The following is a 23,723-nucleotide window of genomic DNA, read 5'->3' as shown; positions in this document are numbered from 1 at the left end:
TCACCCTCCGCCGGACACCGTGGAGAGGTCGCCGCAGTAGGTCTTCGCGAAGCGCAGCGCGTTCGCCGCGCCCGGGACGCTCATCCGCAGGATGATCGTGCCGGGCTCGCCGTCGAGGGTCAGGTTGATCGCGAACGCCGTCGCCCCGCCGGACTCCATGAACGCGTGGTCGTCGCAGCGGTTCGGCTTGATCGGGAGGTCGATGCGCGACGGGGCGTCGGTGCCTGTGATCGTCGCGTCGGGTCGCCACACGTCGGTGCCGACGGGGGCGAGGACCGGCGTCCCGCCGACGGTGTCGAGCGTGAGCGTCGGCCCCGGGCGACCGGTCGGCTCGACGACCAGCGTGAGCGTGCCGGGGTCGCCCTCCTCGCCGCTGGCGGGGACCTCGTCGTCCCACGACAGGTCCGCGACCTCGGCGACCGCGATCTCCAGGCAGCGCGCGGAGGCGTAGCGGCCCGCCACGTCGGTCGAGTCCTCGACGCGCACGCGCCTCGTCTCGTCGCCGTACGTCACGGTGATGGTGCCGCTGCCCTGCGGGTGGTCGCACGCGGGCTGGCGCGGCAGCAGGATCTGGAACCCGCGCTCGGACTGCGACGGCACCGGTCGCATCCGGGTGACCTCGAGCGTCGTGCGGAAGCGCGGGTCGTGGTAGCTGATCTCGGTCGGGGTGATCTCGTCGGCGGTGTCGTTGTTGATCCAGACCTGCATCCGCCCGGCGGCGGCGTCCCGCGACGACTGGCGCATGTCGGCGATCAGCCGGCCGGTCGGTGGTGGGGGCGGCGGCAACGGGATCGGCGTGAGCGTGCTGATCGACGACGACGGCTCGGGTGCGCTCGCCGCCGGCGCGGCGTCGTCGCTGCTGCAGCCGGCGAGCAGGAGGACGACGGCGAGCCCGAGCGCGAGCCTCATCCCGCGAGTCCCTCGACCATCTCGGCGCCGGGCAGCTCGGCGGCCAGCGCACCGGGGAGCAGCAGCTTCGAGCGGCGTACGCCGGAGCCGATGACGGCGACCTCGATCTGCAGCACGCGCGGGTCCACCAGCAGCCGCCAGCCGTCCGGCAGACCGATCGGCGTGATGCCGCCGTACTCCATGCCGGACTCCTCGACGGCCCGGTCCATCGCGAGGAACGACGCCTTGCGCACGTCGAGGGTGCGCTTGACGAGGTTGTTCACGTCCGCGCGCGTGTCGGCGCGCACCAGGCAGGCCGCGACCCGCTCCTCGCCGTCTCGGCGTCCCGCGACCACGACGCAGTTGGCGCCGGTCGTCATCGGCAGGTCGTAGGCCTCGGCCAGCGCCGCGGTGTCCGCGATCGCCGGGTCGATCTCGACGACGCCGATCCGGTCGGCGAGGGGCCAGCCGCGCAGCGCGGCGGCGACCGGGTCGGCGAGCAGGTCCGGGCGGTCGAGGGCGGGCACGGTCTCGAGGCGACCCAGCGTCGGGGTGGTCATGCCAGCCATTCTGGCGCGCGTCACCGACGGTTCACGTGTGTTCTGCCGCCGCGACACCCGGCCGGGCTGTGCTGGGGCCATGCCCGAGCACCCCCTGGTGATCGCCCACCGCGGAGCCTCGGGCTACCGGCCCGAGCACACGCTGGCGTCGTACCGGCTCGCGATCGCGCTCGGCGCGGACCACGTCGAGCTCGACCTCGTGACCACGCGGGACGGCGTGCTCGTCGCCCGGCACGAGCACGAGCTCAGCCGGACCACCGACGTCGCGGAGCGGAGCCGGTACGCCGACCGGCTCACGACCAGGCTGGTCGACGGCCACGAGGTGACCGGCTGGTTCAGCGAGGACTTCACGCTCGCCGAGCTGAAGACGCTTGGCGCCGTCGAGCGGCAACCGGAGCTGCGACCGCGCAACACGCGGTACGACCGGCGCTACGACGTACCGACGCTCGACGAGGTGCTCGCGCTGGTCGTCGACGAGTCGCGGCGGCTGGGTCGGGGGATCGGCGTGTGCCTGGAGATCAAGAACGCCATGCACTTCGCCTCGATCGGACTGCCGGTGGAGGAGCCGCTGCTCGCCGCCCTGGCCGCGCACCGCCTCCCGGTCCACGTGATGGCCTTCGAGCAGGGCTTCCTGCGGTCGCTGCGTGGCCGCACCGGGCTCCCCCTGGTGCAGCTGGTCGGCGCCACCGGCCGGGTGGACCTGGTGACCGGGACCGGGCTGCGCCGCGTCGCGCAGTACGCCGACGCGGTCGGTCTGGAGAAGGACCTGGTCTCACCCGGCCTGGTCGGCTCCGCCCACGAGGCCGGGCTCGAGGTCTTCGTGTGGACGCTGCGCGACGAGGTGGACTCGATCGAGGACGCCCAGGAGCTCGTCGACGCCGGGGTGGACGGCCTGATCACCGACCACCCCGACACGACGCTCGAAGCGCTGCGCCTGCACGCCTCCGGCACGGGCCGGCGTCACACCTCCGGCATCAGGATCCACGCGGCGACGTAGGCGACCAGCGCCGTACCGAAGCTGAGGATCACGCCGAGGACCGCCAGCAGCCGCACCAGAGTCGGGTCGACGCCGAGGTAGCGCGCGACCCCGGAGCAGACGCCCGCGACCATCCGGTCCTCACGCGGCCGGACGAGCTGCTTCACCTGGGTGTTCATGCCTCCTCCTTCTCCGTGCCGTTCTCGGCGCCGTTCTCCGTGCCGTTCTCGGCGCCGTTCTCGGCGCCGACCCAGCCGACCTGCTTGGTCGACCAGCGGCGACTGCCGGACAGGCCGATGGCGAGCAGACCGCCGAGACCGGCGAGCACCCACGGCACGGGCAGCAGCCAGTGGATGTCGTGGTCGTCGACCACGTCGCCCTGGATGAGGGCCCACACGCCGACCATGGCGAGGAACGCGATGCCCATCACCAGGTGGCCGACGTTGACGGGGTGCCGGCCGGACTCCTTCTCGGGGACGGTGGTTGTCGTGCTCATCGCTGCACCTCGATCTCTCCGACGCTCAGATGCGCGTCGATGACGATGACGGGGAGGCCGGCCCCGAAGGTTCCACTCCTGCTGACGCCGATCCCACCGTTCTCGGCGCCGAAGAGCTTGATGTTGCCAGGCCCGTCGACGTCGGCCGTGATGCTGGCGGCGCCCTCCTCGGGCAGGATCACCTCGATCCGGCCGAAGGCACCCTCCAGCTCGATCGCCTGGCCGTCGAGGTTCTCGGGGTCGGCCACCTCGCTCAGGTCGAGGATGATCTCGCCGGCCTCCATGTCGTAGCCGCCCTGCACCTCGGCGGCCGTCAGCGGGGTGACGTAGATCGTGTCGCCCTCCCACTTGTCGGCGACCGTCGCGGCCGCCAGGCCGAGCGAGGCGACCAGGCCGAGGGCGATGATCCCGCCGGCGCGGCCGAAGAAGGCACCGACCACCAGCATCACGCCGGAGATCCCGACCGCCAGCGCGGGGTACGCCGAGTCGGCGACGTCCGCTCCGGCGACGTCGACGATCCCGAGCACACCCACGCCGAGCGCGATCAGCGCGAGCGTGAACCAGAAGAGGATCGGGCCCTTCTTGCGCGGGTTCGGCGGACGGACGTAGCTCTGGAACGGCGCGACCGGCTCGGTGTAGTACGGCTGCTGCGGGACGTACGCCGACGTCGGTGGGATGTACGTCGAGGTCGGCGGGACGTACGCCGAGGTCGGCGGCACGGCCGCACCCGGCGCCGGCGGCGGCATCGCGCCGCTGGGCGGGCTGTTGCGGGTCAGCAACCACAACGCGACCAGCGCGATCACCGCCAGCGGCCAGGGGAACCAGCCGCCGCCCCATGAGTCGCCGATCATCGCGAGCGCCGCGATCACGCCGACCACGATCAGGACGACGCTGCGAGACCTCTCGTCGAGGTTGATCGCGGCCTTCTCGCTGCCGTCCTCGGGGACGAGCAGCCAGCAGGCGCCGTACAGGATCAGACCGGCGCCGCCGAAGAAGACGAGCACCACGAACGCCACGCGCAGCACGAGCGGGTCGACGTCGAGGTGGCGGCCGAGACCGCCCGCGACGCCGGCGACCTTGCGGTCGGCCCGGGAGCGGCGCAGCCGGCCCAGGTCGCGGACCTGGTCGCGGTCGACGCGTGGGCCGTGGTCCCCGTGGGGGTCCGGCGGCGGCGGGCCGAGTGGTGCTTCTGGCGGAGTGGTGGTCATGGCACCAAGCCTGCTCCCAGAACAGCGGGCACACCATCGGGGACAGCCCTGATCCTGGGCCGGGGGAGCGGCGGTCCGGTCAGGGGTGAGTCGGGGTCAGCCCTCATGGTCGGGGGTGCCGCGCTGTGTGACGATTGAGCCACGATGAGTACACGTGCCCCCGCCGACGCCGGCGCGTCGGTCCCGCTGGGGGCCCGGCGCGCCTACCGCGACACCCAGGAGCCGATCCTCGGCGGTGTCGCCGCGGGCCTGGCCCGGCACCTGGCGTTCCCGGTGCTGTGGGTGCGGGCGGCCTTCGTGCTCGGCGCGTTCCTCGGCGGCTTCGGAGTGGTCTTCTACGCAGGCCTGTGGTGGCTGCTTCCGGCGGACTCCCACTTCGAGACCAACGCCCCCGGCCTGGAGAGCGCGACCCGCGGCGGCCGCCGCCCGAGCCGGATCCGCCGGCTCGGTGACGTCGGACCGGCGATCGCCCTGGCCGCCCTCGGCCTCGGCGTGATCTTGATGCTCGAGGCGATCCTCGGCCGCGGCACCGTGTTCTGGCCGGTGGTCGTCGGTGTCGTCGGCATCGCGCTGCTGTGGCGGCAGGCCGACGACGCGCAGCGCGAGCGCTGGCTGGACAGCACCGGCCGGATCGACCCGATGCGGGTCGTGTTCGGGAGCGGCGGCTGGGCATCGTACGCCCGGGTCGCCGCGGGGGTCTCGCTGATCGTGATCGCGCTGGTCCTGTACTCCGTGCGCAACGGCTCGATCGAGATGGCGCGCGACGTCCTGATCGCCTCGCTGCTCACGATCATCGGCCTGGCGATCGTGATCGGGCCGTGGATCTACCGGCTCGCCTCCGACCTCAGCGACGAGCGCGCCGAGCGGGTGCGCACCCAGGACCGCGCGGACGTCGCCGCGCACCTGCACGACTCCGTGCTCCAGACGCTCGCACTGATCCAGAAGAACGCCCACGACAGCGCGACGGTCGCCCGGTTGGCCCGGGCGCAGGAGCGCGACCTCCGGTCGTGGCTGTACGCCGGCGACTCGACCGACGAGAGCACGGTCGCCAGCGCCCTGCGCGGCGTCGCGGCGCGGGTCGAGGACGAGTACGGCGTCTCGGTGGAGGTCGTGAACGTCGGCGACTGCGACTTCGACGAGTCGCTGCGCCCGATCGTGCACGCGACCGGCGAGGCGGTGACCAACGCCGCCAAGCACGCGGGTACCGACAAGATCGACGTGTACGCCGAGGTCACGTCCGGTGCGGTCGACGTCTTCGTCCGTGACCGTGGCAAGGGCTTCGACCTCGCGGCGGTCCCCGAGGACAGGTACGGCGTACGCCGCAGCATCGTGGACCGCATGCAGCGACACGGGGGCTCGGCCGAGGTCCGGTCCGCCCCCGACGAGGGGACCGAGGTGCGGCTGCACCTGTCCCGACAGGAGGAGAACCATGGGTGAGCAGCGTCCGGGCGGTCCGGTGCGGATCGTGATCGTCGACGACCACGCGATGTTCCGCCGCGGGGTGCGCGCCGAGCTCGAGGCCGCCGGCAGCGGTGTCGTGGACATCCAGGCCGAGGCGGCCGACGTCGACGAGGCGGTGGCAGCGGTGTCGGCGCACCACCCCGACGTGGTGCTGCTCGACGTCCACCTCCCGGGCGGCGGCGGTGTCGAGGTGATGCGGCGGGTCGCCGCGAGCGGTGTCTCGCCCGACACCCGCTACCTCGCCCTGTCGGTCAGCGACGCGGCCGAGGACGTGATCGGCACCATCCGCGGTGGCGCGCGCGGCTACGTCACCAAGACCATCACCGGACCCGAGCTGGTCCAGGCGATCGGCCGGGTCGCGGAGGGCGACGCGGTGTTCTCGCCCCGGCTGGCGGGCTTCGTGCTCGACGCGTTCTCGGGCTCGATCGAGGTGGCCGCGGTCGACGAGGACCTCGACCGGCTCACCGAGCGCGAGCGGGAGGTGATGCGGCTGATCGCCCGTGGCTACGCCTACAAGGAGGTCGCCAAGGAGCTGTTCATCTCCATCAAGACCGTCGAGACCCACATGTCGAGCGTGCTGCGCAAGCTGCAGCTGTCCTCGCGGCACGAGCTCACCCGGTGGGCCTCGGACCGCCGTTTGCTGTAGCCGTACCCCGGGTATGTCGTCGGCGTGACTGCGACCGACGACCTCTCCACCGACAGCGAGCCCGGCCTCAAGCGCTCCATCACCGGGCGTCAGCTCTTCTTCTACACGCTCGGCGACGTCCTCGGGTCCGGCATCTACGTGCTGATCGGGCTCGTGGCCGCCGCGGTGGGCGGTGCGTTCTGGATCGCGTTCGCGGTCGGTGTCGCAATCGCCGGCATCACCGGCAGCGCCTACGCCGAGCTGGTCACCAAGTACCCGCAGGCGGCCGGCGCCGCGCTCTACGTCAAGCGAGCCTTCGGCAGCTCCGCGCTGAGCTTCCTGGTGACGGTGTCGTTCCTGTCCGCCAGCTTCGCCGCGGCCGGCTCGCTCGCCAGCGGCTTCGCGCAGTACTTCGCCGAGCTCTGGCCCGGACCGTCGGAGCTCCTGGTCATGCTCGTGTTCATCGCCGCGCTCTCGGTGGTCAACTTCCTCGGCATCACCGAGTCGGTGGTCATCAACATGGCGATGGCGTTCGTCGAGATCGCCGGCCTCCTGATCATCATGCTCAGCGGGATCTGGTACGTCGCGGAGGGCAACGCCCACTTCGACACGCTGCTGGAGTTCCAGGCCGACGGCAGCCCGGCGTTGGCGATCCTGGCGGGTGTCGCGCTGTCGTTCTTCGCGATGACCGGGTTCGAGAACACCGCCAACGTGGCGGAGGAGACCATCGACCCGCACCGCTCGTTCCCGCGCTCGCTGATCGGCGGCATGGTCGTCGCCGGCGTGATCTACGTGCTCGTCTCGGTCACCGCCGCCCTCACCGTCGACACCTCGACCCTGGCGGACTCCGACGCCGCCCTGCTCGAGGTCATCAAGGAGGGCATCCTCCCGTTCTCGACCGGGTTCATGACCGACCTGTTCGCGGTGATCGCGATGGTGGCGATCGCGAACACCACCCTGGTCGCGGTCGTCACCCAGCCGCGGATCCTCTACGGCATGGCGAACGAGGACGTCGTGCCTGCCGTGTTCAACAAGCTGCACCCCGGTCGCCGCTCGCCGTGGGTCGGCCTGGTCTTCAGTGCGGTCGTCGTCGCGGCGCTGCTGGTCGTCGGCACGCTGCTCACCAACGCCGGGTCCGGTCTGGACCTGGTCGCCCGGCTCGCGACCGTGACCGTGCTGTTCCTCCTGTTCATCTACGGCCTGGTGATCGTCTCGGCGCTCAAGCTGCGGGGCCAGGACGAGACCGAGCAGACCTACCGGGCCAACACGCCGCTGCTGATCGTCGGACTGGTCGGCAACGCGGCGATCCTGGCCTGGTCGATCTATGACGACCCCGCCTCGCTCTTGTGGTGCGCGGCGCTGCTCGGCGTCGGCCTGTTGCTGTTCCTGGTCGAGAGGGCCATCGGCACGCGGGAGGTGGCGACCTCCTAGGCTGCGGCCATGGAATTCGTGCGCCACCTGCTCCTCGTCATCCACCTGCTCGGCTTCGGAGCGCTCTTCGGTGGGCTGCTGATCCAGGCGCGGACCCCGGAGAAGGCCGTGAACGCGCTGATGCGCGACGGCTCCGGCACCGCCTTCCTCGCGGGCCTGGCGCTGGTCGGCGTGATCGAGGCCGACGGCGGCTCGGTCGACCACACCAAGATCGCCGTCAAGGGCGTGATCGCCCTCGTCATCCTGGTGCTGGTCATGGCGAACCTGCGCAAGGAGCGGATCGCGAACGGGCTCTGGGCGCTGCTGCTCCTGCTGACCGTGGCGAACGTCTGCGTCGCGGTGTTCTGGCGCTGACCGCCCGCTGACCCGGAGGGGTCGGTTCACCCCTCCGGACAAGTTTTACCCAACGGGCTCAGGTCGTGCCTCCGTCCGCCGATCACAACTCTCGTACACCCATAGACGAGAGGGTCCTACCGGTGGATGAGATCGACGAGATCGTCCAGGAGTTCCTCGTGGAGAGCCACGAGAACCTGGACCAGCTCGACCGCGACCTGGTCGCGCTCGAGCGAGAGCCCGACTCCCGAGAGCTGCTCGGCAGCATCTTCAGGACGATCCACACGATCAAGGGCACGAGCGGCTTCCTGGCGTTCAGCAACCTGGAGTCGGTGACCCACGTCGGCGAGAACCTGCTGGCGCGTCTGCGCGACGGCAAGATGTCGATGACGCCGACGACCACCGACCTGCTGCTCGCGATGGTCGACCGGGTCCGTGACCTGCTGACCGCCATCGAGGCCGACGGCACCGAGGGCGACGTCGACGTCTCCATCGTGGTCGAGCAGATCTCCGCGGTCCTGGACGGCAAGGAGGTGCCGGCCGCCGAGCCGACCCCCGTCGCCGACCTCCTGCCGGAGGTTGCCCAGCCCGTGGTGGAGCCCGTGGTGGAGCCCGTGGCCGAGCCCGTGGCCGAGAACCAGCCCGAGCCGGTGGCCGAGGTCGCCGCCGAGCCGGCCTCCGAGCCGGTGGCCGAGGCTGCCCCGGAGCCGGTGGCCGAGGTCGCCCCGGTCGCCCCGCCCGCGGCCAAGCCTGTCGCCGCGCCCGTCGCCAAGGCCGCCCCGGCCGCCGAGGAGGACCACGGTGCCCGGCGCAACGTGGCCGACTCCTCCATCCGCGTGGACGTCGACCTGCTCGACACCCTGATGCGCCTCGTCGGTGAGCTGGTGCTCACCCGCAACCAGATCGTGCGTCAGGCCGGAGAGCAGGAGGGCCTGGAGCTGGTCCGGTCCGCCCAGCGCCTCAACCTGATCGCGACCGAGCTGCAGGAAGGGGTCATGAAGACCCGCATGCAGCCGATCGACCACCTCTGGTCCAAGCTCCCGCGCGTCGTCCGTGACCTGGGCGCCGCCTGCGGCAAGCAGGTGTCGCTGTCCATGGTCGGTCGTGAGACCGAGCTCGACCGCTCGCTGCTCGAGTCCGTCAAGGACCCGCTGACCCACCTGGTCCGCAACGCCGTCGACCACGGCCTCGAGACCCCCGAGGACCGCGTCGCGATCGGCAAGCCTGCGGAGGGCGTGCTCACCCTGCGCGCCTACCACGAGGGCGGCCAGGTCGTCGTCGAGGTGTGTGACGACGGTGCCGGCATCGACTCCGACAAGATCGCCCAGAAGGCGATCGAGAAGGGGCTGCGCACCTCCGCGCAGATCGCCCAGATGGCCCCGGCCGACATCCTCCAGCTGATCTTCCAGCCCGGCTTCTCCACGGCCGCGGCGGTCACCAACGTCTCCGGCCGCGGTGTCGGCATGGACGTGGTGAAGACCAACATCGAGAGCATCGGCGGCACCATCGAGGTGGAGTCCGTCGTCGGCCGCGGTACGACGTGCCGGCTGCGGATCCCGCTGACCCTGGCGATCGTCCCGGCCCTCACCGTCGAGTGCGCCGGGGACCGCTACGCGATCCCGCAGGTCAGCCTGCTGGAGCTCGTCGCGCTGGACGCCGACCGCGCCGCGAGCGCCGTCGAGGACGTCAACGGTGCCTCGGTCTACCGCCTGCGTGGCGCCCTGCTCCCGCTGGTCCGGCTCACCGACGTCCTGGGCGTCGAGTCCGACCGCTCCGACGGTCACGTCCTGATCGCGGTCCTCCAGGCCGAGGGCAAGCGCTTCGGCCTGGTCATCGACCGGGTGCTCAGCACCGAGGAGATCGTGGTCAAGCCGCTCGGCACGCGCCTGAAGTCGCTCGGCACCTACTCGGGCGCCACCATCCTCGGTGACGGCCGGGTCGCGCTGATCCTCGACGTGCAGGCCCTGGCCCGCCGGGCCCTGACCGCCGAGGCGCTCGAGCGCGGCACCACTGCCGACGCCGTCGAGACGCAGCGCGCCGCGAGCGAGCACCTCCGGATGCTGGTCGCCGGCATCGGTGGCGGTCGCAAGGTCGCGATCCCGCTGTCGTCGGTCACCCGGCTCGAGAACATCCCGACGTCCTCGGTCGAGGTCGTCGGCAGCCGCGAGGTCGTGCAGTACCGCGGTGCGATCCTGCCGCTGCTCCGCCTCGACCGTCACCTCGGCTCGATGAGCGAGCGCGAGGGCGACGACCTGGTGGTCGTCGTCTACTCGGCCGCCAACCGCAGCGTGGCGATCGTCGTCGACGAGATCGTCGACATCGTGGAGGAGGAGTCCGAGGTCCGCAGCGACATCGACGACCACGGCCTGCTCGGCTCGACGCTGATCCGCGACCGGATCGTCGAGCTCCTCGACGTCCGCGCGGCGATCCTCGCGGCCGACCCGAAGTTCTACACGGCACCCGAGTTCGAGGTCACCCTCGACGCGGACTACCAGGAGGCGATGTGAGCACCCGGATGGTGACCTTCACCCTCGACGGACGCCTGTACGGCGTCGACGTCGATGCGGTCCAGGAGGTCCTGCGCGGCCAGACCCGGACGCGGATCCCGCTCGCGCCCGGCACCCTGGCCGGCCTGATCAACCTCCGCGGCCAGGTGCTCAGCGCGATCGACCTGCGCGTCCAGCTCGAGCTGCCCGCCCGCGAGGAGGAGGTCGAGCCCATGCTGGTCGTCATCCGGGTCGCCGGCGAGCCGGTCGCCCTGCTCGTCGACACGATCGGCTCGGTCGTCGACGTCGACACCGACCAGTTCGAGCCCCCGCCGGACACCCTCTCGGGCAACTCGCGCGAGCTGCTGCTCGGCGCGTACAAGCTGGACAGCCAGCTGCTGCTCGCCCTCGACGTCGACCGCGCCGTCGCGGCCTGACCACCCCACCCCCGTTCAAAGGAACTTCCCTGCCATGAAGTCACCCATCACCTGGACCGTGGGCCGTCGCCTCGCCGCGATCGCCGCGATCGGCGGCACCACCGCCGTCATCGTCGGCAGCGTGGCCTGGTCGGGCCTGAACTCCGTCGAGAAGACGAGCGACGAGCTGGCCGACCTGCAGGAGGCACGCGCCCTGATGCACGCGCTCGACACCCGCTCCAGCGAGCTCAAGGTCGACGCCCTCAAGTCGCTCTCCTACGTGGACAACTCGGCGCTCCCGGCCGACGTGGTCGACGACAACGGCAAGGTCACGGCCCTGGTCGACCAGATCAAGGCCCTCGACCTGGACGTGAAGGCCGGCGAGATGAAGCAGTTCGAGGACGCCTGGGTGTCCTACGGCAAGGCGATCGGTGACTTCGTCGACGGCGCGGTCGAGAACCAGAACGCGATGCGCCTGCGCGCCGACGACATCCAGACCGCGAACGACGCGATGGACGAGATGCTCTCGGCGACGTTCGAGAAGATCGAGAAGGCCGCGGACGCCAAGACCGCGGAGATGAAGGACGAGCAGAAGCAGGCCGAGCTGTTCGTGCTGATCACGATCGCGGTCGGCCTGGTCGCGCTCATCGCGCTGGCCATCCTCATCTCGCGCTCCATCACCCGCCCGCTGCGGTCCAGCATCGACGTCCTCTCGGCCTTCGCGGACGGCGACCTGACCCAGCGTGCCGAGGAGCGGTCGGCGGCCGAGCTCGGCGAGCTCGAGCGGTCCCTGAACCGGTCGATCGACTCCGTCGGCACCGTGATCAAGTCCATGGTGTCGTCCGCTGACGCAGTCGCCGCGTCGTCGGAGGAGCTGTCCTCGTCCTCGCAGCAGATCGCCGCGGGTGCCGAGGAGACCTCGGTCCAGGCCGGTGTCGTCTCCGGTGCCGCCGACGAGGTGTCGCGCAACGTGCAGACCGTCGCCGCCGGCGCGGAGCAGATGGGCGCCTCGATCCGCGAGATCGCCGGCTCGGCGAACGACGCCGCCCGCGTCGCCGCCCAGGCCGTCGGCATCGTCGAGACCACCAACGAGTCGGTCGCCAAGCTGGGCGCGAGCTCGCAGGAGATCGGCAACGTGGTCAAGGTGATCACCTCGATCGCCGAGCAGACCAACCTGCTGGCGCTGAACGCGACCATCGAGGCCGCGCGTGCCGGTGAGGCCGGCAAGGGCTTCGCGGTCGTGGCCAACGAGGTCAAGGAGCTCGCGCAGGAGACCGCCCGCGCGACCGAGGACATCGCCCGCCGGGTCGAGACCATCCAGGCCGACACCACCGGTGCGGTCGAGGCCATCGGCGAGATCTCCACGATCATCTCCTCGATCAACGACTACCAGCTCACGATCGCCTCGGCGGTCGAGGAGCAGACCGCGACCACCAACGAGATGGCGCGCAACGTCGCCGAGGCCTCCACCGGCTCGGGCGAGATCGCCACCAACATCTCCGGTGTCGCGGCTGCTGCCGAGACCACCACCCAGGCGGTGAACCAGACCCTCACCGCGATCGAGGAGCTGGCCCGGATGTCGAACGAGCTCCGCCTCGAGGTCGCTCGCTTCCGCACCAACGCCTGACCCGTTCCACAACCGAACACCCCCCCCACGGCAGCCGCCGGGACGACCGTCCCGGCGGCCGCCGGCGTGTCCGGGACCACGTTTCCGGGTTCCAGGCGTGACGGCGGCCGGCGCGGGGTACCGTCGACTCGTGCCGTACTCCGTCGTGGGAGCTCCTGCTCTCGCCTTCGACCTGGCCCGTCTTCCCGGTGGGGACCAGGTCTCCGGCGTGCTGCGGGCCGCCCTGACCGCGACGACCGACGACGTCGCGCGCCTCGCCTCGGCCCATCCCGGCCTGCCGGCGCGCTCGACGTGGCTGCGGGTCCGCGACGTCGCGATCTCGACGACCGAGAGCACCGCCGAGGTGCTGGAGCTCGCCGGAGACATGTTCGACGAGGCCCTGGCCGGGGAGACCCGGCTGCTGCGCCGGCTCGAGACCAGTCTCCTCGGGGACGTGGACGCCCTCGACCGGATCATCCGGCGCGAGCTGCTGGACTGGACCTGGCTGCACAGCGGAGAGCTGGCGGTGCAGGACCCGGCCGCGGCCGAGGCCGCCGACGTGCTCGCCGACGCCGCGTTCGCGGGCTACCTGCGGGATCGGCTCCCCGAGGACGCCCGCCGTGCGATGGCCGTCCCGTTCCTTCGGGCCGGCGTCCCGTCGCGCGACGCGACCGTCCCGACCGGGATCCCCGACGTCGACGAGGTGCTGACCGTTCTCGCCGGCGCCGACGAGGCGATCCGACTGCGCTGGCGCCAGGTCGTCGACGACCTGCGCCTGCACACCGCCCAGTGGGCGCCCGCCATGCACCAGGCGACCTGGGCCCTCTCCTTCACCGACCGGCTTCGCCTCGCCTGCGACGCTCAGCTGGCCGGGGTGATCGCCTTCCGCCGGGCCGGTTTCACCGCCCGCGACGCGGCGTACGGCGTCTGGAACGCGCTGTCGGGCGTGATCCAGGCGAGCTCGGTCGGCGACGTGCTGCCGGCCGCGGAGGCCGACGTGCTGCTGCGGCCGTGGCGTGAGGTCTACACCTGAGCCTGCTTCGTTGAACGTTGTGTGAGATCGGGCCTAAGGTCCCCGTCCGCACGGCCGATGGAATCCTCGCCTGCACCTCAGTGGGCCTGAAGGTGAGGACACCACATGACTCGGATCCGCGTGCTCGTCGTCGACGACTCCGTGGTGATTCGCAAGATCGTGTCCGATCTGCTCGCCGAGGATCCCGACATCGAGGTCATCGGCACCGCCGTCAACGGCCGGGCCGGCGTCCAGAAGGCCGCGCTGCTCAAGCCGGACCTGGTGACGATGGACATCGAGATGCCGGAGATGAACGGCATCGAGGCGGTCCGCGAGCTGCGCTCGCAGGGCCTGCGGATGCCGATCATCATGTTCAGCACGCTCACCGAGCGCGGCGCGGTCGCCACCCTCGACGCGCTCGCCGCCGGTGCCTCCGACTACGTCCCGAAGCCGGCCAACGTCGGCAGCGTCGGGAAGTCGATGGAGCAGGTCCGCGAGGCCCTGATCCCGCGGATCAAGTCGCTGGTCCCGCTCCGCGGCGGCTCCGCCTCGGGCCGGGCCACGCCGGCCGGCGTCCCGGCCGTCAAGGCCCCGCCGCCCGTGCTCCGCGCCCCCGCCGTCCGCCCCGCCGGCGGCCACAAGCTGCTGGTCGTCGGCAGCTCGACCGGAGGCCCCGAGGCGCTCGCGTCGCTGTTCGGCAGCCTCCCCTCGCTCCCCGTCCCGGTCGCGGTGGTGCAGCACATGCCGCCGCTCTTCACCCGCCAGTTCGCCGCCCGCCTCGACCGCCAGTTCGGCTTCTCGGTCGTCGAGGCAGAGGACGGCCAGCCGATGGGACCGGGACAGGTGTTCATCGCACCCGGTGACTACCACCTCGAGGTCGTCGCCGGTCAGCGCGGCCTCACCACCAGGCTCACCCAGGCACCCCCCGAGAACTACTGCCGTCCTGCGGTCGACGTGCTGTTCCGCAGTGCGGTGGCCGCGGTCGGCTCGTCGTTGCTCGGAGTGGTGCTGACTGGAATGGGATCCGACGGCGCTGTCGGGTCCCGAGCGATCGTCGACCGCGGTGGCAGTGTGCTCGCCCAGGACCAGGCCACCTCGGTGGTCTGGGGCATGCCTGGTGCGGTGGCCACCGCCGGTCTCGCCGAGCAGGTCCTGCCGCTCGACGCGATCGGCCCTGAAATCATCCGTCGCCTTGCTCCCCAGCAGGCTGCACTTGCCGCCACGGGAGGACGGCCATGACTATCAGCACCACATCCTTCAACTTCGTTCGCGAGGTCGTCCGCGCGGAGAGTGCGATCGTGCTCGAGCCGGGGAAGGAGTACCTGGTCGAGTCCCGGCTGCTGCCGTTGGCTCGTCAGGCCGGTCACCCGGACGTCGACGCCTACGTCGGCGAGCTCTCCACCCGCCGCAACCCCGGAGCTCTCAAGCTGGTCGTCGAGGCACTGACGACCAACGAGACCTCCTGGTTCCGCGACAGCGACCCCTTCACCGCCCTGCGCCAGTCCATCTTCCCGACGCTCGCCAAGACGCGCAGCCACCGGGAGATCCGGGTCTGGGCGGCCGCCTGCTCGAGTGGTCAGGAGCCGTACAGCATCCTGATGACCGCGCAGGACACCCCTGAGCTCGCCGGCTGGAAGATCGACATGCTGGCGACCGACCTCTCGCAGGAGATGCTCGACAAGGCCAAGGCCGGCGAGTACTCCCAGCTCGAGGTCAACCGCGGGCTTCCCGCTACGACGATGGTCCGTCACTTCGAGCGGTCCGGACTGAACTGGAAGATCAACCCGGCGCTTGCCGCGCAGGTGCAGTTCCGTCAGCTCAACCTGGTGCGACCCTTCCCCCCGATGGGGAAGTTCGACATCGTCTTCCTCCGCAACGTTCTCATCTACTTCGACCTGGCGACCAAGCGCGACATCCTGCGCCGTGTCCGTCAGGTGATGGCGCCGGACGGCCATCTCTTCCTCGGCGCCGCCGAGATGACGATGGGCGTCGACGACGCCTGGGAACGGGTCCCGGCCGGAAGGTCTTCTGTGTACAAGGTCAGAGAGGAACAACCCACGTGCGCGCGCTGATCGTTGACGACTCGCGAGCGATGCGCCGGATCGTCGGCCGCATCCTCAGCGATGCAGGTTACGAGGTTCTCGAGGCGGGTGACGGCCAGGAGGCCATCGATGTCCTCGAGGCCCAGGCCGAGCTCCCGGCGCTGGCTTGCGTCGACTGGAACATGCCCGTGATGGACGGACTCACGTTCATCACCGAAGTCCGCAAGCGCCCCGAGTGGCGGAGCATCACGTTGATGATGGTCACCACCGAGAGCGAGCAGGACCGGATCGTCCGCGCACTCGCCGCGGGGGCCCATGAGTACCTCATCAAGCCGTTCACCGGCGAAGCCCTGATGGAGAAGCTCGACCTGCTCGGGCTCCTCCCCGTCCCTGCGGGAGACCTCTCATGACCACTGGTACCGCGCCGGACCCGGCGCTCGTCCACGCCGCCTTCGAGCAGGTGTGGGGCTCGATGCTCTTCACCGCGTTCGAGCCGTGGCCGGCCGACGCCGTCCCGGAGCTCGGCCCCGGCGTCCAGGCTCAGATCGAGCTGCGTGGCGACTGGAACGGCCGCATCATCCTCACGTGTGACACCGAGGTCGCCACCCAGATCGCCGGTGCGATGCTGGGCGCCCCGGCCGAGGAGGTCCTCCCGGACGACGACGTCCACGACGCCGTCGGTGAGGTCCTCAACGTCGTCGGTGGCAGCGTCAAGGGCGCCCTGGGCGGCGTCATGTCGCTCGGCCTGCCCGGCGTCACGGAGGCCACCAGCCCGCCGTCACCCGACAGCAGCATCATCATCTCGTGGTACGGCGCACCCGTCTTCGTCGAAGTCGTTCCTGACGCGGCCTGACTCGACGACTGCCCGAGCACCAGACAGAAGGAAAGCAGAGAACCATGAAGATCCTCGTCGCGGACGACAGCCGCGTGATGCGTCAGATCGTGATCCGCACCCTGCGTCAGGCCGGTTTCAGCGGCCACGACATCGTCGAGGCCGAGGACGGCGCCGACGGCTTCTCCAAGGTCCAGACGGAGAAGCCCGACCTCGTCCTGTCGGACTGGAACATGCCGAACAAGACCGGCATCGACTTCCTCCGCGACCTGCGGGGCAGCGGCAACCAGACGCCGTTCGGGTTCGTCACCTCGGAGGGTTCCGAGGAGATGCGCTCGATCGCGTCCGACGCCGGTGCGCTCTTCCTCATCGCCAAGCCGTTCACGGCTGAGGTGTTCGAGGAAGCCCTCACTCCGGTGCTGGGCTAGGTTCCGGTCATGAGCCTTCCGGACCGCAAGGCGATCAAGGACCTCTTCGAGGGCCTGCTCGGCCGCGACGTCGAGATCGGCGATGCCACCCCGATCACGCTCGACCACCCGCGACCGGTGATCGCGACGTACGTCGACGACAACTACAAGCTCACCGCGATAGCGCTGATGGACCTGCACCTGGCCGCGAACGCGGGCGCGGCCATCGCCCTGGTACCCAAGGGCGGGGCCGAGGCCGCGATCGAGGACCTCCGGCTGCCGCCGAACCTCTTCGAGAACGCCGCGGAGATCCTCAACGTGCTCGCCGCCCCGCTCGGGGACGCCGGCGTGCACGTGAAGCTCTCGAGCACCTTCGCGCCCGGTGAGACGGTGCCGCCGCAGGTCGAGGCCGTCGCGGTGACGCTCGGCGCCCGCGAGGACGTCACGCTGGACATCTCGGGCTACGGCAGCGGCCGGCTCGCGCTCGTCCAGGTTCCCGCCTAGCGACGCTCGGGCTGGGGGCGGGCCACCGTAGGCTTGCCCCCAGCATGAGCACCTCCATCCCGCTGCCCGGCCTGCCGGCGTACGACCACGCCGACGGCACCCCCGACGAGCCCCGCACCTCCCGCCGCGGCCCGACCCGCGAGGAGCTGCTCGAGGGGCTCAACGAGCCGCAGCGCGCGGCGGTGGTCCACGAGGGCGCACCCCTCCTCGTCGTCGCTGGCGCCGGGTCGGGCAAGACCCGGGTGCTGACCCGTCGCATCGCCTGGCTCATCTCCGAGCGCAAGGCGCACCCGGGCTCGATCCTCGCGATCACCTTCACCAACAAGGCCGCCGCCGAGATGAAGGAGCGGGTCGAGGAGCTCGTCGGCAAACGCGCGCGGATCATGTGGGTGTCGACGTTCCACTCCGCCTGCGTGCGCATCCTCCGCAAGGAGATCACCGCGCTGGACTTCGACGGCACCGGCTTCAAGTCGAACTTCTCGATCTACGACGCCGCCGACCAGAAGCGGCTGATGACGCTGGTCTGCAACGACCTCGACCTCGACCCGCGGCGCTACCAGCCCGGCGCGATGCTGCACTGGGTCTCGAACCAGAAGAACGAGCTCAAGGACCCCGAGGACGCCACCAAGGACGCCCGCAACAACCTCGAGGAGACCTACGCGGCGGTCTACACGACCTACCAGCGCCGGCTGCGCGAGGCGAACGCGCTCGACTTCGACGACCTGATCATGTTCACGGTCCACCTGCTCCAGCAGCTCCCCGAGGTGCGGGAGACCTACCGGCGCCGGTTCCGCCACGTGCTCGTGGACGAGTACCAGGACACCAACCACGCGCAGTACGCCCTCATCCACCAGCTCTGCGCGGACAACCCCGAGGACCTCGACGGCGAGCGGGTCGAGCCCGCCGAGCTGATGGTCGTCGGCGACGCCGACCAGTCGATCTACGCGTTCCGCGGTGCGAACATCCGCAACATCCTCGACTTCGAGCAGGACTTCCCGAACGCCACCTCGATCCTGCTCGAGCAGAACTACCGCTCGACCCAGACGATCCTGACCGCCGCGAACTCCGTGATCGGCCACAACAAGGGCCGCAAGCCCAAGCGCCTGTGGTCCGACGCCGGGGACGGTGCCCGGATCGTCGGGTACGTCGCCGACGACGAGCGTGACGAGGCCCGGTTCGTCTCGGAGGAGATCGACCGGCTCACCGACGAGGGCGGCCTGCGTCCCGCCGACGTCGCGGTGTTCTACCGCACCAACGCGCAGTCGCGCGTGTTCGAGGAGGTGTTCATCCGGCTCGGGATGCCCTACAAAGTGGTCGGCGGCGTCCGGTTCTACGAGCGGCGCGAGGTGCGCGACGCGCTCGCCTACCTGCGGATGCTGGTGAACCCGGCCGACCAGGTGTCCCTGCGCCGGATCCTCAACACCCCCAAGCGCGGCATCGGCGACCGTGCCGTCGCCTGCGTCCAGGCGCTGGCCGACCGCGACCGGATCACGTTCTGGGAGGCGCTGCGCCGCGCGCAGGACGCCCCCGGCCTGGCCACCCGCTCGCTGACCGCCATCCAGGGCTTCGTGGCGATGGTGGAGGAGCTCCAGTCGATGGTCGACGCGGGGGAGCGCGCCGACGTCGTGCTGGAGACCGTGCTGGCCCGCTCCGGGTACGTCGCCTCGCTGGAGGAGAGCGACGACCCCCAGGACGAGACCCGCGTCGAGAACCTCGCCGAGCTCGTGGCCGTCGCGCGCGAGTTCTCCGACGACCCGCAGGCCGGCCCGTCCGCGGACCCCGCCGACGTCGACGCCGGGACCGTCGCGCCCGGGCTCTCGGACTTCCTCGAGCGGGTCGCGCTGGTGGCCGACACCGACCAGATCCCCGACGCCCCCGAGGACGACACGGGCGTCGTGACCCTGATGACGCTGCACACCGCCAAGGGGCTGGAGTTCCCGGTCGTGTTCCTCACCGGGCTCGAGGACGGTGTCTTCCCGCACGCCCGGGCGCTCGGCGACCAGCCGGAGCTCGAGGAGGAGCGACGGCTGGCGTACGTCGGCGTCACCCGCGCCCGGGAACGCCTCTACATCTCGCGGGCCGTGGTCCGCTCGGCGTGGGGGGCACCGGCACACAACCCGGGCTCCCGGTTCCTCGACGAGCTCCCGGTCGACCTCGTCGACTGGCGGCGCACCGAGGCGGCGCAGACCCGGTGGGGCCGGCCCGACCTCGCGAGCGGCTCCGCCGCGTCGTCCGGCCTGGGCACCCTCACCGATGCCGGCCGCCGCAACTTCTCCTCCGCCGCGCTGCGCGCCGACGCCGCCGCCCGGGCCAAGCCCGCGCGCGAGATGCCGAGCCTCGAGCCCGGCGACCGGGTGGTGCACGACTCGTTCGGCATGGGCACCGTCGTCGCGCTCGAAGGCGTCGCCGAGAAGGCCGTGGCGTCGATCGACTTCGGCTCCGAGGGCGTCAAGCGGCTGCTGCTGCGCTACGCGCCGGTCGAGAAGCTCTGACAGCGGAGCCGTCGGAGCCCGTGACGCCTCCGGCCCCGGCGGAGCCGTAGCCGTCTAGCGCTGGAACTGGGAGACCAGCGCCTGGAGCTCGTTGCTCATCTCGGCGAGCTCGTGGGCGGCGGTGCGGGAGCTCTCCGCGTGGCCGCTCGTGCTCCGCGCGGTGCCGGCGACGTCGGCGACCGAGGCGGTGATCGTGGCCGAGCTCTCGGCGGCCTCGGCGGCGCGGGCGCTGATCTCGGCCGCGGTCGCGTGCTGCTCCTCCACGGCACCGGCGATCGAGGTCTGCAGATCGTTGATCTCGGCGATCACCGACGCGATCTGGCTGATGGCGTCCGCGGCCGATCCGCTGTCGGACTGGATCCGGTCGATCCGGTCGGTGATGTCGGCCGTAGCGGCGGCGGTCTGCTGCGCGAGGTCCTTGACCTCGTTCGCGACCACGGCGAAGCCCCGGCCGGCCTCTCCGGCCCGGGCGGCCTCGATGGTCGCGTTGAGCGCCAGCAGGTTGGTCTGCTCGGCGACCGCCCGGATGACCTTGATGACGTCGGTGATCTCCGCGGACGAGCGGCCCAGCTGGTCCACGGTGGCGGTGGTCTCCGAGGCCAGCTCGGCGGCCGTGGCCGCCACGCGCGCGGCCTCCGCGGCGCTCTTGGCGATCTCCCCGATCGAGGCGCCGAACTCCGCCGACGCCGACGACAGGCTGTCGATGTGGGCGTTGACGGTCTGGACGGCGTTGGTGACCGCGCCGGCCTGGGCGGTGGTCTCCTCGGTCGCGCCGGCGATGGAGGTGCTGGCCGCGGACATCTGCTCGCTCGCTCCGGCCAGGCTGGAGGTGTGTGCGCCGATGCCCGAGATGGTCTCCCGCAACGTGCCCGTCGCGGTCCCGACGGCACGCCCGATGTCGCCGAACTCGTCGCGGCCGTCGGGGAGGTCCTGGTCGCGGAGGTCCCCGCGAGCCAGCGCCTCGACCGCGGCAACGGTCCGGGCGGCGTCCTTGCGCGTCAGGCGCGTGACGGCGAGGACGAAGGCCAGCGCCACGAGGAGGCTGAAGGCGGCGACGACCAGGATCGTGCGCTGCTGGCCCGACAGGTGGTCGATGCGAGCCTGCAGGAGGTCGTCGAGGACGTCGGCGGCCGGATCGACGGCCGCCGCGGCGACCGTCGCGAGCGCACCGGGGTCCGCGGCTGCGGGCTCGGACAGCGTTGCGGACATCGTCTTGCTCTGGGCGTCGGCCGCGGCAGCGATCTCGCCGAGCACGCTCAGGCGCGACTCCAGGCCCGGCATCGACGTGGTGGCGACCGCGGTGCTGGCGTCGTTGTCCAGCGCCGACGACGCCCGGGCGAGCTGCCCCGCGAGGACCGCCTGGTCGGCGACCGCCTCGGCGTTCGTCCCCTGGGGGTCCGCCGCCGCGTGGGCAGCGGTCACGAGCGCCGCGGGGATCTGCACGACGAGGGCGTCCATCACGTAGAACGAGTCGAGGTCGGGGTCGAGGATCAGGTTCGAGCCGTTGCCGACGGCGGTGACCAGGTCGGCCAGTGCGGTGGCCAGGGCTGCGCCGCCGGCGTCGGCCTGGGCGGAGACGGCGTCCATCTGCGCGTCCACGCCGAGACTCGGGTGGGCCTCGACCGCCGCGGCGACCGCGTCGACGTCAGCCGGGTCACCGGCCGCCGCCTGGGCCAGTGCCGTCAGGGTGGGTCGCAGGACGTCGAGACCCTCGGCCTCCTTCTCGGCGAAGCCGATCTGCCCGTTCGTCGCGGACAGGAACGCCTGTCCCAGCACTCCGGTCGGGATCAGCAGGACCAGGGCCAGCACGACTAGCCGCATCGTGAGCCGCAGGCGGCGGACCACCGCGGTCATCGGAGCCAGGGCGAGCGCGCCCAGTGAACGTCCCTCTGCCGGGGACGCGAGAGTCTCTCCCACCGCAGGGCTCCTCCCGCCCGACTGCGACCGGATCCGGACAGCCCGGATGATCGGGGAGACCGATCGGCCGGGGAGGGCCGGACCTGAGGGTTTCTCGTGGGCCGTCGGGCGTCAGGGAGTGACGCCGTGGACGACCATCGCCTCGTACGGGTCGACGGGGTCGCCGGCGCCGGGGCGCACCTCGAGGTGCAGGTGCGGGCCCGTGACGTTTCCGGTCGAGCCGACGGTCCCGATCACGTCGCCGGCGCGGACCTCCTCGCCGACCGAGACGTTGATCGAGGTCTGGTGGCAGAACCAGAGCTCGGTGCCGTCGTCGAGCGTGATGACGGTCTTGTTGCCGTACGCGCCGTCGTACCCGGCCGACGTGACGACGCCGTTCGCGATGGCGAGGATCGGGGTGCCCGGGTCCGCGGCGAAGTCGAGCCCGGTGTGGTAGCTCGACCAGAGGCCGTACTCACCGAAGCGCGCCGTGAGGTGGTAGCCGGAGAGCGGGAGGACCCACTGGTTGAGCGCGAGCTTGTCGGCCTGCGCCTGGGCCTGCTTGGTGAGCTGGGCGAGGGCCGCGTTGCGCTCACGCAGCTCGCCCTCGACCTCCTCGACGAGCGCGGCGTCGCTGCTGTCGGCGATCGCGTCGCGCGCGGAGTCACGGCTGATGGTGCGGTCGTCGAGCAGGCTGACCCGCGAGACGTCGCTGGCACCGCTCAGGGCGCTGGCCTGGCTGAACCGGGTCGGCTGGTCGGAGAGGCCGCCGTTCGCCGCGGTGACGGCGCCGCCGGCGGAGATGGCCAGCGCCGCGACGCCCAGGAGGACCGGGGGAGACGGCAGCATCTTGAACAGCGGGCCGCGCGTCGCGGAGTGCTTGTTCGCCCGGCGGCCGGGCTGGTGCGCCGGCGCCTTCGCTGCCTTCTCGGGCTTCTCGGGCTTGGCGGCGCGCGCGGCGACCTTCGGGGCCGGCGCGGCAGACCGGGCGGCCTGGGCGGACCGGGCGGCCTTGGCCGCCTTGCGCGGCTTCGCGGGCTTCTCGGCGCGGCGCTTGCCGGCGACCGTGGCCGGGAGCAGCACCGTCTCGAAGGTGTCGTCCATCGCGAGGGGAGCCGAGACGGGCGTCGTCTCCGCAACCGGGGTCGGGAGGTCCGAGGGACGGCGGCCGGAGCCGCGGCGTTCCGCTCGGTGGTTGCCCATGGTGATGTGTGCTCTCCGCTGTTCTCGGGGTTCAGACGGCGAGGCCCGACTGTAACGGACCGATCACGACGTCGGGAAACCAACGCCGAAAAGTTGTGGACGAATTGCGTCGGGTCGATTTCCTCCGCAACCGTCCCACAGGTCCCATCGGCAGCCTCAACCGGGTCAACAGGAGTTCGGCCGGACCGGTCACGGGTCGCCCCGGGGACGTGGTGAGCATCACGCCTGGGCTAGCCTCCGGCTATGAGCAGCACAGCGACGCGGCGGATCCGGATCGTGGTCGGGAAGCCGGGACTCGACGGGCACGACCGCGGCGCCAAGATCGTGGCGCGAGCGCTGCGCGACGCCGGCCACGAAGTGGTCTATACCGGCCTGCACCAGACCCCGGAGCAGATCGTCGAGACCGCGATCCAGGAGGACGCCGACCTGATCGGGCTGTCGGTGCTGTCCGGGGCGCACATGACGCTGTTCCGCCGGCTGGTCGAGCTGCTCGCCGAGCGCGACGCCTCCGACATCGTGGTCTTCGGTGGCGGGATCATCCCGGAGGAGGACATCCCCCTGCTCGAGGAGATCGGGGTGGCCAAGGTGTTCACCCCCGGGGCGCCGACCACGGCGATCACCGACTGGGTCAGCGAGTACTTCGCGGACTGAAACCGTGCCTGACGTCACGTTCACCCGGCCTCGTCGTCCGACCGGGCCCGGGTCTAGGGTGCTCGAGACACCCCTGAGCTCGTGGCGTCGTTCTCGCGCGCCCGCTCGCTCCGACTAGAGGACTTGGTGGATCAGTGGATCTGATGGAGTACCAGGCGAAGGAGCTCTTCGCCAAGCACGGTGTGACCACGACGCTCG

General features: G+C 71.3%; 24 protein-coding genes. 17 read left to right on the top strand and 7 right to left on the bottom strand.

All coding sequences use genetic code 11. The features are described 5' to 3' along the window. Both ABD875_RS15290 and ABD875_RS15285 read right to left on the bottom strand, forming a co-directional pair. Complete coding sequence (locus ABD875_RS15290) at positions 1 to 909, bottom strand: hypothetical protein (protein ID WP_345179017.1); 909 nt, start codon at positions 907 to 909, stop codon at positions 1 to 3. Next, positions 906 to 1,448 (bottom strand): YbaK/EbsC family protein, encoded by a 543-nt coding sequence (locus ABD875_RS15285; RefSeq protein WP_345179012.1) that lies wholly within the window; start codon positions 1,446 to 1,448, stop codon positions 906 to 908. Before ABD875_RS15285 ends, ABD875_RS15290 begins: the two co-directional genes overlap by 4 nt. Positions 1,449 to 1,527: 79 nt before the next feature. Here ABD875_RS15285 and ABD875_RS15280 point away from each other — a divergent pair, with 79 nt between their 5' ends. Beyond that, a complete protein-coding gene (locus ABD875_RS15280; RefSeq protein ID WP_345179006.1) occupies positions 1,528 to 2,445 on the top strand; it encodes a glycerophosphodiester phosphodiesterase family protein in 918 nt (305 codons plus the stop codon). Here the strand turns inward: ABD875_RS15280 and ABD875_RS15275 are convergent. Genes ABD875_RS15275 through ABD875_RS15265 form a run of 3 tightly spaced genes read right to left on the bottom strand, consistent with a single transcriptional unit; the run spans position 2,409 to position 4,128 of the window. Continuing rightward, positions 2,409 to 2,603 (bottom strand): PspC domain-containing protein, encoded by a 195-nt coding sequence (locus ABD875_RS15275; protein ID WP_345179001.1) that lies wholly within the window; start codon positions 2,601 to 2,603, stop codon positions 2,409 to 2,411. The two genes, ABD875_RS15280 and ABD875_RS15275, sit on opposite strands and share 37 nt — an antisense overlap. Beyond that, complete coding sequence (locus ABD875_RS15270) at positions 2,600 to 2,920, bottom strand: hypothetical protein (protein WP_345178996.1); 321 nt, start codon at positions 2,918 to 2,920, stop codon at positions 2,600 to 2,602. Before ABD875_RS15270 ends, ABD875_RS15275 begins: the two co-directional genes overlap by 4 nt. Next, positions 2,917 to 4,128 (bottom strand): PspC domain-containing protein, encoded by a 1,212-nt coding sequence (locus tag ABD875_RS15265; RefSeq protein WP_345178991.1) that lies wholly within the window; start codon positions 4,126 to 4,128, stop codon positions 2,917 to 2,919. The genes ABD875_RS15270 and ABD875_RS15265 overlap by 4 nt, the downstream gene beginning before the upstream one ends. 144 nt (positions 4,129 to 4,272) lie before the next feature. Between ABD875_RS15265 and ABD875_RS15260 the strand changes: the two genes are divergently transcribed. The 15 genes from ABD875_RS15260 (at position 4,273) to pcrA (ending at position 19,775) form a co-directional block, all read left to right on the top strand. Continuing rightward, the gene (locus tag ABD875_RS15260; protein WP_345178988.1) at positions 4,273 to 5,565 is read left to right on the top strand and encodes a PspC domain-containing protein; all 1,293 of its coding nucleotides are present in this window, start codon (positions 4,273 to 4,275) and stop codon (positions 5,563 to 5,565) included. Further along, positions 5,558 to 6,235 (top strand): response regulator, encoded by a 678-nt coding sequence (locus ABD875_RS15255; RefSeq protein ID WP_345178984.1) that lies wholly within the window; start codon positions 5,558 to 5,560, stop codon positions 6,233 to 6,235. Before ABD875_RS15260 ends, ABD875_RS15255 begins: the two co-directional genes overlap by 8 nt. 24 nt (positions 6,236 to 6,259) lie before the next feature. Beyond that, positions 6,260 to 7,645, top strand: a complete 1,386-nt coding sequence (locus tag ABD875_RS15250) for an APC family permease (protein WP_345178983.1) — start codon at positions 6,260 to 6,262, stop codon at positions 7,643 to 7,645. Between the two features lie 9 nt (positions 7,646 to 7,654). Next, on the top strand, positions 7,655 to 7,999 hold the full coding sequence (locus tag ABD875_RS15245; protein WP_345178978.1) for a hypothetical protein: 345 nt from the start codon (positions 7,655 to 7,657) through the stop codon (positions 7,997 to 7,999). Positions 8,000 to 8,121: 122 nt separating this feature from the next. Then, the gene (locus ABD875_RS15240) at positions 8,122 to 10,485 is read left to right on the top strand and encodes a chemotaxis protein CheW (protein WP_345178974.1); all 2,364 of its coding nucleotides are present in this window, start codon (positions 8,122 to 8,124) and stop codon (positions 10,483 to 10,485) included. After that, positions 10,482 to 10,901, top strand: coding sequence for a chemotaxis protein CheW (locus ABD875_RS15235; protein WP_345178969.1), 420 nt, complete (start codon positions 10,482 to 10,484; stop codon positions 10,899 to 10,901). Before ABD875_RS15240 ends, ABD875_RS15235 begins: the two co-directional genes overlap by 4 nt. Before the next feature lie 34 nt (positions 10,902 to 10,935). Continuing rightward, a complete protein-coding gene (locus tag ABD875_RS15230) occupies positions 10,936 to 12,507 on the top strand; it encodes a methyl-accepting chemotaxis protein (protein ID WP_345178965.1) in 1,572 nt (523 codons plus the stop codon). Positions 12,508 to 12,637: 130 nt separating this feature from the next. Then, the gene (locus ABD875_RS15225) at positions 12,638 to 13,519 is read left to right on the top strand and encodes a hypothetical protein (protein WP_345178947.1); all 882 of its coding nucleotides are present in this window, start codon (positions 12,638 to 12,640) and stop codon (positions 13,517 to 13,519) included. A gap of 105 nt (positions 13,520 to 13,624) precedes the next feature. Next, positions 13,625 to 14,737 carry a protein-glutamate methylesterase/protein-glutamine glutaminase gene (locus ABD875_RS15220; RefSeq protein ID WP_345178940.1) on the top strand — a complete coding sequence of 371 codons (1,113 nt, stop codon included), beginning with the start codon at positions 13,625 to 13,627 and terminating at the stop codon, positions 14,735 to 14,737. Then, positions 14,734 to 15,570, top strand: a complete 837-nt coding sequence (locus ABD875_RS15215; protein WP_345178933.1) for a CheR family methyltransferase — start codon at positions 14,734 to 14,736, stop codon at positions 15,568 to 15,570. Before ABD875_RS15220 ends, ABD875_RS15215 begins: the two co-directional genes overlap by 4 nt. Continuing rightward, positions 15,558 to 15,950 (top strand): response regulator, encoded by a 393-nt coding sequence (locus ABD875_RS15210; RefSeq protein ID WP_345178914.1) that lies wholly within the window; start codon positions 15,558 to 15,560, stop codon positions 15,948 to 15,950. The genes ABD875_RS15215 and ABD875_RS15210 overlap by 13 nt, the downstream gene beginning before the upstream one ends. Continuing rightward, positions 15,947 to 16,393 carry a chemotaxis protein CheX gene (locus tag ABD875_RS15205; RefSeq protein ID WP_345178907.1) on the top strand — a complete coding sequence of 149 codons (447 nt, stop codon included), beginning with the start codon at positions 15,947 to 15,949 and terminating at the stop codon, positions 16,391 to 16,393. Before ABD875_RS15210 ends, ABD875_RS15205 begins: the two co-directional genes overlap by 4 nt. Before the next feature lie 44 nt (positions 16,394 to 16,437). Further along, positions 16,438 to 16,800 carry a response regulator gene (locus ABD875_RS15200; RefSeq protein ID WP_345178901.1) on the top strand — a complete coding sequence of 121 codons (363 nt, stop codon included), beginning with the start codon at positions 16,438 to 16,440 and terminating at the stop codon, positions 16,798 to 16,800. Positions 16,801 to 16,809: 9 nt separating this feature from the next. Further along, on the top strand, positions 16,810 to 17,283 hold the full coding sequence (locus tag ABD875_RS15195) for a hypothetical protein (RefSeq protein ID WP_345178897.1): 474 nt from the start codon (positions 16,810 to 16,812) through the stop codon (positions 17,281 to 17,283). A 44-nt stretch (positions 17,284 to 17,327) separates the two neighbouring features. Then, on the top strand, positions 17,328 to 19,775 hold the full coding sequence (gene pcrA / locus ABD875_RS15190) for a DNA helicase PcrA (protein WP_345178894.1): 2,448 nt from the start codon (positions 17,328 to 17,330) through the stop codon (positions 19,773 to 19,775). Between the two features lie 54 nt (positions 19,776 to 19,829). Here the strand turns inward: pcrA and ABD875_RS15185 are convergent, their stop codons facing one another. Next, entirely contained in the window at positions 19,830 to 21,692 is a 1,863-nt protein-coding gene (locus ABD875_RS15185; protein ID WP_345178887.1) for a methyl-accepting chemotaxis protein, read from the bottom strand. A 111-nt stretch (positions 21,693 to 21,803) separates the two neighbouring features. Continuing rightward, the gene (locus ABD875_RS15180; RefSeq protein WP_345178880.1) at positions 21,804 to 22,775 is read right to left on the bottom strand and encodes a M23 family metallopeptidase; all 972 of its coding nucleotides are present in this window, start codon (positions 22,773 to 22,775) and stop codon (positions 21,804 to 21,806) included. A 342-nt stretch (positions 22,776 to 23,117) separates the two neighbouring features. Here ABD875_RS15180 and ABD875_RS15175 point away from each other — a divergent pair, with 342 nt between their 5' ends. Further along, complete coding sequence (locus tag ABD875_RS15175; RefSeq protein ID WP_345178872.1) at positions 23,118 to 23,525, top strand: cobalamin B12-binding domain-containing protein; 408 nt, start codon at positions 23,118 to 23,120, stop codon at positions 23,523 to 23,525. Positions 23,526 to 23,723: the final 198 nt, after the last annotated feature.

Source organism: Nocardioides caricicola, assembly GCF_039541135.1.
In the GTDB taxonomy this organism is placed as follows: Bacteria; Actinomycetota; Actinomycetes; order Propionibacteriales; family Nocardioidaceae; genus Nocardioides; species Nocardioides caricicola.
The sequence above is the reverse complement of the archived record's forward strand: the minus strand, read 5'-3'. Positions and strand labels throughout refer to the sequence as shown.